Below are 12,412 nucleotides of genomic sequence, written 5' to 3' on the forward strand. Positions count from 1 at the left end.
CAGGACACGAGGCCGAGCAGTACACGGCGAGAAACAACGAGACACGACGATTCGAGGAGGTCGGCATGGCAGGCAAGGCGATGGTGTGCGGTGGGTGGCGGAGGCGCCGGGAGGCCGCGCGAGGCGACGCGGGGATGACCACGTCCGAGTACGCGGTCGGGACGATCGCCGCGGCCGGCTTCGCCGCGGTCCTGTACAAGATCGTGACCAGTGAGGCGGTCTCGGGAGCACTCGAGTCGGTGATCGGGAAGGCGCTCGATGCGTCGTTCTGACCGGGGGTTCGTGACTGTGGAGGCGGCGATGGTGCTGCCCGTCCTCGCACTGTTCACGGTGACGCTGCTCTGGGCGCTGGCCACGGCCGCCGCGCAGATCCGGTGTGTGGACGCGGCCCGCGCCGGGGCACGGGCAGTGGCCCGCTCCGAGCCGGTGGCAGCCGCCGAGGCGGCCGCACGGTCCGCCGCGCCCGAGGACGCCCGGGTGGCGGTGACACGGTCGGGGGAGCTCTGGCGGGTGACGGTGGAAGCCGCCGCGCCGGGCCCCCGGGGCCTGGGGCTCACCCTGCGGGCGGACGCGGCGGCCCTCGCGGAGGACACATGGGTCGGCGGCGCGATCGGGGGGCCGGAGATCGGGGGTCCACCGTGACCGGGGCGGCCCCGGCCGGGGGCGCCTGCCGGTCCGACCGGGGCGCGGCGACCGTGTGGGTGGCGTTCGCGGCCTGTGCGCTGTGCGTGGTGTTCGCGGCGGTGCTCGCGCTCGGCCAGGCCGTGGCGGCCCGGCACCGGGCCGGTGGGGCCGCCGACCTGGCCGCACTCGCCGCCGCCGACCGGGCGCTGTGGGGCGAGGTCGAGGCGTGCGCCGCCGCCTCCCGGGTGGCGGCGGCGCAGCGCGCGGAGCTGGTGAGGTGCGCGGTACGGGGTGAGGTCGCCGAGGTGACGGCCCGCGTCGTGCGCGGCCCCTACCGGCCGGAGGTCAGGTCGCGGGCGGGGCCTGCGGGGCCGGCTCCGGGGGCCCCTGAACCCCCGGGGCCGCCGGAGTCTCCGGGGCCTCTGGGAGGATCTGCGGCGCTTCCCGGAGGATCTCCGTGAGGAGGCGTACCGCGCCCCGCTTGTGGAGCGGATCGTTGCCGTTGCCGCACTTCGGGGACTGGATGCAGGAGGGACAGCCGGCCTCGCACTCGCAGGAGGCGATGGCCTCCCGGGTGGCCGTCAGCCAGGCTCGGGCCGTGTGGAAGGCGCGCTCGGCGAAGCCCGCGCCCCCCGGGTGGCCGTCGTACACGAAGACGGTCGGCAGCAGGGTGTCCGGGTGCAGCGGTACGGAGACGCCGCCGATGTCCCAGCGGTCGCAGGTGGCGAACAGCGGCAGCATGCCGATGGAGGCGTGTTCGGCGGCGTGCAGGGCGCCCCCGAGGATCTCCGGGGTGATCCGGGCGGCGTCGAGCTGGTCCTCGGTGACCGTCCACCACACGGCCCTGGTGCGCAGGGTGCGGGGCGGCAGGTCGAGCTTGGACTCGCCGAGCACCTCGCCCGTGATCAGCCTGCGGCGCAGGAAGGAGACGACCTGGTTGGTGACCTCGACGGAGCCGTAACAGAGGCGGCCGGCTCCCCAGGGGATCTCGGTGTCGGTGTCGAGTACGGCGATGGAGGTGGTGTCGCGGGCGGTGGTGGAGTACGGCGGGGCGGCCTCCTCCACGAGGGCCACGGAGTCCTTGAGGTCGAGCTCCCGCACCAGATAGGTGCGGCCCTGGTGGAGGTGGACGGCGCCCTCGTGGACAGCGGTGTGGGAGGCGGCCTCGTCGACGGTGCCGAGCAGCCGGCCGGTACCGGCCTCCACGATCCGGACGGGGCTTCCGCCACCGCCCCGGATGTCGGTGAGGTCGGCGGCCCGCTCGCGGCGGGTCCAGTACCAGCCGGTGGAGCGGCGGCGCAGCAGACCGGCGCCCTCCAGCTGGGGCAGCAGCTCGGCGACGGCAGGTCCGAAGAGCGCCAGGTCCGGTTCGGTCAGCGGGAGCTCCGCGGCGGCGGCGCACAGATGGGGGGCGAGGACGTAGGGGTTGTCGGGGTCGAGGACGGTCGACTCGACCGGCTGGTCGAAGATCGCCTCCGGGTGGTGGACCAGGAAGGTGTCCAGCGGGTCGTCGCGCGCGATCAGGATGGCGAGGGCGCCCTCGCCGGATCGGCCGGCGCGGCCCGCCTGCTGCCAGAGGGAGGCCCGTGTGCCCGGATAGCCGGCGATCAGGACCGCGTCCAGGCCCGAGACGTCGACGCCCAGCTCCAGGGCGGTCGTGGCGGCGAGACCGAGGAGCTCGCCGGAGTGCAGGGCCCGCTCCAGGGCCCGGCGCTCCTCGGGCAGGTAGCCGCCCCGGTAGGCGGCGACGCGGCGGGCGAGGGCGCGGTCGGTCTCGGCGAGGCGTTCCTGGGCGATCACCGAGATCAGTTCGGCGCCGCGCCGGGAGCGGACGAAGGCGACCGAGCGGACACCCTGCCGGGTCAGGTCGGTCAGCAGGTCCGCTGTCTCGGCGGTGGCGGTACGGCGCACGGGCGCGCCGCGCTCGCCGCGCAGTTCGGTCAGCGGCGGTTCCCAGAGGGCGAAGACCAGCTCGCCGCGCGGTGAGGCGTCGTCGGAGACCTCGGTGACCGGCAGGCCGGTGAGGCGGCCGGCGGCCACGGCCGGGTCGGCGGAGGTGGCGGAGGCGAGGAGGAAGACCGGCTCGGAGCCGTACCGGGCACAGAGCCGGCGCAGTCGCCGCAGCACCTGGGCGACGTGTGAGCCGAAGACGCCCCGGTAGGTGTGGCACTCGTCGATCACGACGTAGCGCAGGGAGCGCAGGAAGGAGGCCCACCTGGGGTGGGAGGGGAGCACGCCCCGGTGCAGCATGTCGGGGTTGGTGAGGACGTAGTTCGCGTACTGCCGGACCCATTCGCGTTCCTCGACCGGGGTGTCGCCGTCGTAGACGGCGGGGCGGATCCGGTTGCCGAGCGGGGCGGCCAGCTCCCGCACGGCACGGCGCTGGTCGGCGGCGAGGGCCTTGGTGGGCGAGAGGTAGAGCGCGGTGGCGCCGCGACCGTTGGGGGCCTCCGCGCCGTCCAGGAGGGTGCTGAGGACCGGGGCGAGGTAGGCCAGCGACTTGCCCGAGGCGGTGCCGGTGGCGATCACCACGGACTCGCCGTCGAGCGCGTGCTCGGCGGCCTCCGCCTGGTGGGCCCAGGGGTGCTCGATCCCGGCCGCCTCGATCGCCGCGATCACCTCCGGACGGATGCGGTGCGGCCAGACGGCATGACGGCCCTCCCGGGCGGGCATGTGCTCCGTATGAGTGATGCGCGCGGCCCGGCTCTCGCCCGACGAGAGTCGGTCGAGGACCATGCCCGGGGAGGGTCGGTTGCCCATGTCCCCGGCTGGACGACTGGGGCGGTGTTTCTTGGCCATCGGCACCGAGTGTGTCACTGCCATGACGGACAATGCTTCCAAGGCGTCGTGCATGGCTGCTGGTAAGTGATTGAATGCCATCGCGGCTGACGATCAGTTCTCTGACTCCGTCCGGGAGACCCCGGGGGACGATCGTTCGATAGCAAGGTGCTGGAGGATCCGTGGACCTGTCCCTGTCGACTCGCAATGTGTCCGGCGCTGGTGGTGACCGTACGGTCGTCGAGGTCGGTGGCGAGATTGATGTGTATACCGCGCCCAAGCTGCGCGAGCAGTTGGTCGAGTTGGTGAACGACGGCAGCTACCACCTGGTCGTCGACATGGAGGGCGTGGACTTCCTCGACTCCACGGGCCTCGGTGTGCTCGTCGGTGGTCTGAAGCGCGTTCGCGCGCATGAGGGCTCGCTGCGTCTGGTCTGCAACCAGGAGCGCATTCTGAAGATTTTCCGGATCACGGGTCTCACCAAGGTGTTCCCGATCCACACCTCGGTCGACGAGGCCGTCAACGCCGTCGACTGAGCCCAGGGGGTTCGCATGGCCACCGTTGAACTCCGCTTCAGCGCTCAGCCCGAGCACGTCCGTACGGCCCGCCTGGTGGCGGCCGCGGTGGCGCGCCGGGCCGGTGTGGACGAGGCGGTCCTCGACGAGGTGCGTCTCGCTGTCGGTGAAGCCTGTTCCCGTGCCGTCGGGCTGCACCGCAGCAACGACGTCACGACCCCCATCAGGGTGGTGCTGACCGAGGAGGAGAAGACGTTCTCCATCGAGGTCGGCGACGAGGTGCCCGGTGCGGGGGTGGCGGCGGCCGATGCCGCCGGTGTCCCCGGTGCGCGGTCCGCGGCCCCGGCCGAGGACTTCGACGACGCCGACGGTGAGGACGAGATGGGGCTGGCGGTGATCCGCGGGCTCGTCGACGATGTCGAGGTGAGCGCCGGTGAGGCCGGCGGCACGATCCGGATGACCTGGCCGGTGAGTTCGGCGGACGTCCTGTCCTGACCCGTACACGCTGAGCATGAGACAGCACGAGAAGAGGCCCTGCTCCGGCAGGGCCTCTTCTCGCTGCGCCGGCTCCGACCGCTCGCCGGCTCCGATGGCACGCCGGCTCTGACCGCGCGCCGGCTCCGATGGCGCGGTCGTTCCGATCGTCGCGCTGGTTCCGATGGGTGCATCCGCGCGGGTGGCCTCCGGCATCCCCATATGTTCCGGTTCGTCTCCCTATGATCCGTCCCCATGGACCCCACTTCCCTCGCCGCGGCGGTGCTCACGAGCGGGAACCGGACGATCGTGATCGTCGTCGGCGCCGTCGCCCTCGCCGCGCTGGTCGTCGCGCGACTCCTCGTCCGCCAGGTGCTCGCCGCCGGTGAGGGCACCGAGAGGATGCGGGAGATCGCCGCTGCCGTGCAGGAAGGGGCCAACGCCTACCTCGCGCGGCAGCTGCGGACCGTCGCCGTCTTCGCGGCCGCCGTGTTCTTCCTGCTGATGCTGCTGCCCGCGGACAACTGGTCGCAGCGCGCGGGACGCTCCCTGTTCTTCCTGGTGGGAGCGCTTTTCTCGGCGGCCACCGGATACATCGGCATGCGGCTCGCCGTACGCGCCAACGTGCGGGTCACCGCGGCGGCCAGGGAAGCCACCCCGGCGGCGGGCGAACCGGAGAAGAGCCTGACCGAGGTGGCGCACCGGGCCATGCGGATCGCCTTCCGCACCGGCGGGGTCGTCGGGATGTGCACGGTCGGCCTCGGACTGCTCGGCGCGGTCTGTGTCGTCCTCGTCTACGCCGCCGACGCGCCCAAGGTCCTCGAGGGATTCGGACTGGGCGCCGCGCTCATCGCCATGTTCATGCGGGTCGGCGGCGGCATCTTCACCAAGGCCGCCGACGTCGGCGCCGACCTGGTCGGCAAGGTCGAGCAGGGCATCCCCGAGGACGACCCGCGCAACGCGGCCACGATCGCCGACAACGTGGGCGACAACGTCGGCGACTGCGCGGGAATGGCCGCCGACCTCTTCGAGTCGTACGCGGTGACCCTGGTCGCCGCGCTGATCCTCGGCAAGGCGGCCTTCGGCGATCACGGCCTCGCGTTCCCCCTGATCGTGCCCGCGATCGGTGTGGTCACCGCGGTCATCGGAATCTTCGCGGTCTCACCCCGGCGCGCCGACCGCGGCGGGATGAGCGCGATCAACCGCGGGTTCCTCGTCTCGGCGGTGATCTCGCTCGTCGGCGTCGCCGTCGCCGCCTTCGTGTACCTGCCGTCCTCGTACGCCGAGCTCGAGGGCGTCACCGAGCCGGGCATCAACGACCACGCCGGCGACCCCCGGGTCCTCGCCCTGGTCGCCGTCGCCCTCGGCATCGTCCTCGCCGCCCTCATCCAGCAGCTCACCGGCTATTTCACGGAGACGAGCCGGCGTCCGGTCAAGGACATCGGCAAGTCCTCGCTCACCGGCCCCGCGACCGTCGTCCTCGCGGGCGTGGCCCTCGGCATGGAGTCCGCCGTCTACACGGCCCTCCTGATCGGGCTCACCGTCTACGGGGCGTTCCTGCTCGGCGGTACGTCGATCACGCTGGCGCTCTTCGCCGTCGCCCTCGCCGGTACCGGTCTGCTCACCACGGTCGGCGTGATCGTCGCCATGGACACCTTCGGCCCGGTCGCCGACAACGCCCAGGGCATCGCGGAGATGTCCGGGGACGTCCGGGGCGCGGGAGCGCAGGTCCTCACCGACCTGGACGCCGTCGGCAACACGACCAAGGCCATCACCAAGGGCATCGCCATCGCCACCGCCGTCCTGGCCGCCTCGGCGCTGTTCGGCTCGTACCGGGACGCCATCGCGACCTCGGTCGCCGAGGTCGGCGCGAAGGCGGACGAGCTGACGCTCTCCATGGACATCTCACAGCCCAACAACCTCTTCGGTCTGATCCTCGGCGCGGCGGTCGTCTTCCTCTTCTCGGGGCTCGCGATCAACGCGGTGTCCCGGTCGGCGGGGTCCGTGGTGTACGAGGTGCGGCGGCAGTTCCGTGAGCATCCCGGGATCATGAGCGGCACCGAGAAGCCCGAGTACGGGCGGGTCGTCGACATCTGCACCAAGGACGCGCTGCGCGAACTCGCCACGCCCGGGCTGCTCGCCGTGCTGGCCCCGATCGCGGTCGGTTTCGCGCTCGGTGTCGGCGCCCTCGGCTCGTACCTGGCCGGAGCGATCGGGACGGGCGCGCTGATGGCGGTCTTCCTCGCCAACTCCGGCGGTGCCTGGGACAACGCGAAGAAGCTGGTCGAGGACGGGAACCACGGCGGCAAGGGCAGCGAGGCGCACGAGGCGACCGTCATCGGGGACACGGTCGGAGATCCCTTCAAGGACACGGCGGGACCGGCGATCAACCCGCTCCTGAAGGTGATGAACCTGGTGGCGCTGCTGATCGCTCCGGCGGTCGTGCGGTTCAGCTACGGGGGTGACGCCAGCGCGGGGCTGCGTGCGGCGGTGGCGGGGATCGCGCTGCTCGTGGTCATCGCCGCCGTACGGGTCTCCAAGAGGCGTTCGGTGACGGTCTCCTGACGGAGGCTCGCCTGCTGTGGGTCTTCCTCAAGGGGGCTCCGCTGACGTGGCGTCCGTCTCATTCCCATGTGTTTCGAGGGTGGGTGTGAGGTGTCTCCCTTGGTTCAAAAGACTGCAATCCGGGGTGAATCCGTCGTACGAAAGGTGGAAGTAGCCCGTTCGGCGTGTATGTTCCGGGGCCGAGAGCCTTGGAAGGGACCGATCCGGTGAACAAGAAGCTTGCGGCCGCACTGTCCGGCGGCGCGGTACTGGTGCTCGCGCTGTCCGGTTGCAGCGACGACGAGGGTGACAAGGTGGGGGACTGGGCGAAGACGTTCTGCGACCAGGCGAAGCCTCAGATCCAGAAGCGGGCCGACGCCCACCAGATCATCATCTCGACGGCCGCCGACAGCAAGCCGGCCGAGATCCAGGCCGCCGACTCGAAGGCGTTCCAGGACATCGCCAACGCCGACCGGGCGCTGGCCAAGGCCGTCGAGGGCGCCGGGGCCCCGCCCGTCGAGAACGGCCAGAAGATCCAGCAGGACGCGATCAAGGAGCTCAACGCCACCGCGGTGGCGTACGAGGGGCTCAAGAAGCAGGTCGACGCGCTGGACCCGACGAACCAGCAGAAGTTCGCGGACGGCCTCCAGGGCGTCGCCGACGGTCTGACCCGGATCGAGAAGATGGACCAGAACGCGCTGTCCAAGCTGGAGGAGGGCGAGCTGGGCCAGGCCATGGCCAAGCAGCCCGGCTGCCAGAAGCCCACGGCCTCGACCCCGCCGAAGGCGTCCGGCTCCGCCTCCCCGAAGCCGGGCTCCACGTCCTCGGACTCGGACAAGGGCTCCGACGCGGGCTCGGACGCGGGCTCCGACGAGGGCACGGACTCCGAGCCCTCGGGGAAGACCTCGACCAAGCCGAGCAAGAAGACCTCGGCGAGCAAGAGCGCGGAGTAGGCGCGAGGACCGGGGCGCGGGCCGTCGATCCGGCGGCCGCCGCCGGGTCGCCCGCCCCGATGTCGGTGGCGGCGGTCACAATGGGGTGGTGAGTACGACCAGCCTGCCCCTCCGCCTCCCGGTGCCCGCGCACGCCGCCCGTCTGCGCGAGGCCCTGCTCGCCGCCGACTTCACCGCCGACGGCCTGCTCGACCTGCTCGGCGCCCCGGCCTACGCGGCGCTCGCCCGCAGCGAGACCGTGCCCGCCCTGCGCGCCACGCGCGGCGACTCGCCACTGGAGACCCTCGTCCGGCTCTTCCTCCTCCAGAAGGCGGTCGGGTACGAGCGGGCCGCCGCCGCGCTCCCGCTGGAGGAGGCCCTCGCCGACGGCTGGGTGGTCCGCGAGGACGACATCGTGTCCGCGACGGTCGACGTCCGGCCGTACGGCGGTCCGGACGGCGAGGACTGGTTCATCGTCTCCGACCTGGGCTGCGCCGTCGGCGGCGCCGGAGGCATCGGGAAGAAGGCCGAGGGCGTCGTCCTCGGGGTCGGCGGCGCCTCCACCACGCTCGCCGGCATCACCGTCCGTACGCCGGTGTCCGCCGCGCTCGACCTCGGCACCGGCTCGGGCATCCAGGCACTGCACGCCGCCCAGCACGCCACCCTGGTCACCGCGACCGACCTCAACCCGCGCGCCCTGGACTTCACCCGGCTGACGCTCGCCCTCTCCGGCGCCCGGGAGGCGGAGCTGCTCGCGGGCTCGCTGTTCGAGCCGGTCGACGGCGACACGTACGACCTGATCGTCTCCAACCCGCCGTTCGTGATCTCCCCCGGCGCCCGGCTCACCTACCGGGACGGCGGGATGGGCGGCGACGACCTGTGCCGCACGCTCGTCCAGCAGGCGGGCGAGCGGCTCAACGACGGCGGATACGCCCAGTTCCTCGCCAACTGGCAGCACGTCGAGGGCGAGGAGTGGCAGGAGCGGCTGCGGTCCTGGGTGCCCGCGGGCTGCGACGCCTGGATCGTGCAGCGCGAGGTCCAGGACGTCACCCAGTACGCCGAGCTGTGGCTGCGGGACAGCGGCGACCACCGCGGTGACCCGGACGCGTACCGGGTGGCGTACGGGCGCTGGCTCGACGAGTTCGAGGCCCTCAAGACGCGCGCGGTGGGCTTCGGCTGGATCACGATCCGGCGGAACGAGGCCGTGGCCTCCGGGGCCGTCGAGCCGTCGATCGTCATCGAGGAGTGGCCGCACCCCGTCGAGCAGCCCCTCGGCCCCACCGTCCGCGCCCACTTCGAGCGCCAGGACTATCTGCGCGGCCACGACGACGCCGCCCTGCTCGCCGACCGGTTCACGCTCGCTCCCGAGGTGGTGCAGGAGCAGGTCGGGCTGCCGGGCGCCGAGGACCCCGAGCACGTCGTGCTCCGGCAGAACCGGGGCATGCGCCGCGCCACCAAGGTCGACCACGTCGGCGCCGGGTTCGCCGGGGTGTGTGACGGCACCCTCAGCGCGGGCCGCATCCTGGACGCGATCGGTCAGCTCATGGGTGAGGACCCGGTCGTCCTGCGGGACCGCATGCCGCAGGCGATCCGGCTGCTCGTGGAGGAGGGCTTCCTGCTGCCCGCCGGGGAGGAGACGCCCGAGGAGTACGGCGCTTGATTCGGATCGAGCTGGACGAGGCCTCGCTCGGGGCGACCCGGATCGCGATCAGTCCGCTGCGGGACGCCTTCTGCTCCATGCACCTCGCGCTGCCGCGACGGCGCCCCTCCTGGCCGTACCAGGAGTGGGTCGGTCAGGCGCGGGAGGTGTGGCGGGAGGACGACCGGCTCCGGCCGCTGTGGGACCTTTTCGCCGAGGGGCGGCTCGACGTCTCCGACTTCCTGCTGCCCCGGCCCTTCGGCACGGTCCACGTCCACGAGGAGCTGGCCGCGCTGCGGGCCACCGACCCCGAGTTCGTACGCGCCCAGGTGGCCGTCTGCTATCCCGGCATGGCCGACGCGCCGTTCGTGCAGCCGTACCTGAAGGACCCTGAGGCGGCCTGCGCGGCGCTCGCCGACGCGTACGCGGCCTACTGGGAGGGCGCGATCGAGCCGTACTGGCCGACGATGCGGAGGCTCGTCGAGGACGAAGTGCTCGTCCGGGCACGGACGTTCGCGACGGAGGGCGTCGACGCGCTGTTCGCCGGCCTGGAGACCCGGGGCCGGTGGCGCCCGCCCGTACTCGAGCTGACCAAGCACATCGACGCCGCGTACGCGCCGGGGGAGCGGCGGCTCGTCCTGGTGCCGCTGGTCTTCGCCGAGGGCTGCCGGCTGTACTCGACGGACGACCCCGAGGTCTTCGCGGTCAGCTTCCAGGCCCGGGGCGCCGGCGCGCTGCGCGAACCGCCCGAGCCCGTCGCCGAGGACCGGCTCGGACTGATGCTGGGCCGGGGCCGGGCGGCGGTCCTGCGCGAGCTCGGCGGGCCGCTGACCACGGCCGGGCTCGCCGACCGGCTGGGACTCGCGCCCAGCACGGTCTCCGAGCACCTGTCGGTCCTCTCCGAGGCCGGGGTGGTCACCCGGCACCGCGTCGGGCGTTCCGTGTACTACCAGCTGACGGACACCGGGCGTTCGCTGCTCGCGCTGCTCACGGGCGAGGACGTCCTCAAGGCGGTCGCCTGACGGGAGGGGCCGGGGCCGACGATTCGGGGGCGCCCGAATCGATGGCCCGGTCCCTCCCGCGGTCCCTACCGTCCGGCGCATGCTCGCAATCGAGGCGGACGCGCTGCGCCGCACCTTCACCAGCAGGACCGGGTGGCGGAAGTCCCGGCGGACCGAGACGCAGGCCGTGCGGGGGGTCACCTTCGAGGTGGCGCCGGGGGAGCTCTTCGGCCTCCTCGGGCCCAACGGAGCGGGGAAGACCACCACGATCAAGATGCTGAACACCCTGCTCCTGCCGACCTCCGGCACGGCACGGGTGTTCGGACACGACGTGGCCCGTGACCCCGTGGCCGTACGCCGTCGCATCGGGTACGTCTTCGGCGGTGACCGGGGCCTGTACGACCGGCTCTCCGCGCTCGACAACCTGCGCTACTTCGCCGAGCTGTACGGGGTCGAGGCCCGCGACCAGAAACGGCGCATCGCCGAACTGCTGGAACTGGTGGGCCTCGTGGGACGGGAGAGGGAGCGCGTCGAGGAGTACTCGCGTGGGATGCGGCAACGCCTCCACATCGCCCGCGGGCTGCTGCACCGTCCCGACGTCCTCTTCCTCGACGAGCCGTCCATCGGCGTCGACCCCGTCGCCGCCCGTGACCTGCGCCGCACGGTCGGCGACCTGGCGGCGGCCGGTACGACCGTCCTTCTCACCACCCACTACATGGCAGAGGCGGACGAGCTCTGCGACCGGATCGCCGTCATCGCGGGCGGCCGGATCCGCGCCCTCGGCACTCCCGACAGCCTGAAGTCCCGGGTGCGGGAACGGGACGTGCTGGAGATAGAGGCCTACGGGGTGGACGAGGAGCGGCTCGACCGGCTGCGGCGGCTACCGGGCGTGCGGGGCGTGTCCGCCGAGGACCGGGGCGCGCTCCAGAGCGTCACGGTGCAGACCGGGCGCGGGGCCGCCGAGCTGCACGGGCCGGTCCTGGCCGCGCTCGACGGCGTGCGGATCGGCCGGGTCACCAGCCGCGAACCGTCCCTGGAGGACGCGTACATCACGATCGTGGAGGAGGCCGCGACGGCCGGCAGCGCCGTCGGGGAGGTGGCGCCGGCGTGAGCTCCCGTACCGCCGTCCTGAAGCGCGTTCCGAGACTCGTCCTCGTCGGGGTGCGGACCCATGTCTCGTACATGTCGCGCTCCCCGATCGAGATCACCTTCGCCGTCCTCGTCCCGCTCGTCTACGCGACCCTCGCCGTTTATCTGTTCCGGGCCGCCGGAGACCCCGAACGGCTGCTCACCGCCTCCGTCGGGGCCGGACTCATGGGCATCTGGGGCTCGGTGCTCTTCGGCTCGGGCGGCGCCGTGCAGAACCAGCGCTGGCTCGGCACCCTGGAGACCCTGGTGGTCGCGCCGACACCGCTCGCGCTGGTCCTGCTGCCGATCACCCTCGCGACCGCCGTCATCGGCACCTACGCGATGGGCGCGACGCTCCTGTGGGGCGTGCTGCTCTTCGACGTGCCGCTCGACTTCGCGCACCCGCTGCTCTTCCTGGTCGCCGTCCCGGTCTGCGTCCTCGCGCTCGGCATGACGGGGCTGCTGCTCGCCGCCACCTTCGTCCTGCTGCGCAACGCCAACGCGCTGGCCAACCCGCTCGACACCCCGGTCTGGCTGCTGTCCGGGCTGCTCGTTCCCGTCACCGTGCTGCCGGCCTGGACCCACCCGGTCTCCTGGGCGCTGCCCACGACCTGGGGCGCGCGGGCCGTGCACGCGGCGACCTCCGGCGGGGACGTGGTCACACCGCTGTTCACCGCGGTCGCGCTCGGGGCCGGATACGCCCTCGCCGCCGTTCTCGTCCTCGGCCGTGTGGAGCGCAGGGCGCGCGCCGCGGCCACCGTCGCCCTCACCTGAGAA

At 72.7% G+C, this 12,412-nt stretch carries 12 protein-coding genes; 11 read left to right on the forward strand and 1 reads right to left on the reverse strand.

All coding sequences use genetic code 11. The features are described from left to right. Positions 1–65: 65 nt before the first annotated feature. Genes ACFVYX_RS07990 through ACFVYX_RS08000 form a run of 3 tightly spaced genes read left to right on the forward strand, consistent with a single transcriptional unit; the run spans position 66 to position 1,085 of the window. Positions 66–272, forward strand: a complete 207-nt coding sequence (locus ACFVYX_RS07990) for a DUF4244 domain-containing protein (protein ID WP_389680475.1) — start codon at positions 66–68, stop codon at positions 270–272. After that, a complete protein-coding gene (locus ACFVYX_RS07995) occupies positions 259–642 on the forward strand; it encodes a TadE family type IV pilus minor pilin (RefSeq protein WP_389680476.1) in 384 nt (127 codons plus the stop codon). The genes ACFVYX_RS07990 and ACFVYX_RS07995 overlap by 14 nt, the downstream gene beginning before the upstream one ends. Further along, positions 594–1,085 (forward strand): Rv3654c family TadE-like protein, encoded by a 492-nt coding sequence (locus ACFVYX_RS08000; protein WP_389680477.1) that lies wholly within the window; start codon positions 594–596, stop codon positions 1,083–1,085. Before ACFVYX_RS07995 ends, ACFVYX_RS08000 begins: the two co-directional genes overlap by 49 nt. Here ACFVYX_RS08000 and ACFVYX_RS08005 read toward each other — a convergent pair. Further along, complete coding sequence (locus tag ACFVYX_RS08005; protein WP_389680478.1) at positions 970–3,504, reverse strand: DEAD/DEAH box helicase; 2,535 nt, start codon at positions 3,502–3,504, stop codon at positions 970–972. The genes ACFVYX_RS08000 and ACFVYX_RS08005 overlap by 116 nt on opposite strands. A gap of 80 nt (positions 3,505–3,584) precedes the next feature. On the opposite strand from ACFVYX_RS08005, the gene ACFVYX_RS08010 reads away from it, so the two are divergent. The 8 genes from ACFVYX_RS08010 (at position 3,585) to ACFVYX_RS08045 (ending at position 12,409) form a co-directional block, all read left to right on the forward strand. Continuing rightward, positions 3,585–3,938 carry an STAS domain-containing protein gene (locus ACFVYX_RS08010; RefSeq protein WP_015034520.1) on the forward strand — a complete coding sequence of 118 codons (354 nt, stop codon included), beginning with the start codon at positions 3,585–3,587 and terminating at the stop codon, positions 3,936–3,938. A gap of 15 nt (positions 3,939–3,953) precedes the next feature. Beyond that, positions 3,954–4,412, forward strand: coding sequence for an ATP-binding protein (locus tag ACFVYX_RS08015; RefSeq protein WP_389680479.1), 459 nt, complete (start codon positions 3,954–3,956; stop codon positions 4,410–4,412). A 234-nt stretch (positions 4,413–4,646) separates the two neighbouring features. Next, on the forward strand, positions 4,647–6,956 hold the full coding sequence (locus ACFVYX_RS08020; RefSeq protein ID WP_389680480.1) for a sodium-translocating pyrophosphatase: 2,310 nt from the start codon (positions 4,647–4,649) through the stop codon (positions 6,954–6,956). A 206-nt stretch (positions 6,957–7,162) separates the two neighbouring features. Beyond that, positions 7,163–7,888 (forward strand): small secreted protein, encoded by a 726-nt coding sequence (locus tag ACFVYX_RS08025; protein WP_389680481.1) that lies wholly within the window; start codon positions 7,163–7,165, stop codon positions 7,886–7,888. An 88-nt stretch (positions 7,889–7,976) separates the two neighbouring features. Beyond that, on the forward strand, positions 7,977–9,527 hold the full coding sequence (locus ACFVYX_RS08030; RefSeq protein WP_389680482.1) for a methyltransferase: 1,551 nt from the start codon (positions 7,977–7,979) through the stop codon (positions 9,525–9,527). Beyond that, positions 9,524–10,528, forward strand: coding sequence for an ArsR/SmtB family transcription factor (locus ACFVYX_RS08035; protein WP_389680483.1), 1,005 nt, complete (start codon positions 9,524–9,526; stop codon positions 10,526–10,528). Before ACFVYX_RS08030 ends, ACFVYX_RS08035 begins: the two co-directional genes overlap by 4 nt. A 79-nt stretch (positions 10,529–10,607) precedes the next feature. Next, positions 10,608–11,618 (forward strand): ATP-binding cassette domain-containing protein, encoded by a 1,011-nt coding sequence (locus ACFVYX_RS08040; protein ID WP_389680484.1) that lies wholly within the window; start codon positions 10,608–10,610, stop codon positions 11,616–11,618. Then, positions 11,615–12,409 (forward strand): ABC transporter permease, encoded by a 795-nt coding sequence (locus tag ACFVYX_RS08045; protein WP_389680485.1) that lies wholly within the window; start codon positions 11,615–11,617, stop codon positions 12,407–12,409. The genes ACFVYX_RS08040 and ACFVYX_RS08045 overlap by 4 nt, the downstream gene beginning before the upstream one ends. The last annotated feature ends 3 nt before the right edge of the window (positions 12,410–12,412 follow it).

Source organism: Streptomyces sp. NPDC058326 (assembly GCF_042879855.1).
Lineage (GTDB): Bacteria > Actinomycetota > Actinomycetes > Streptomycetales > Streptomycetaceae > Streptomyces.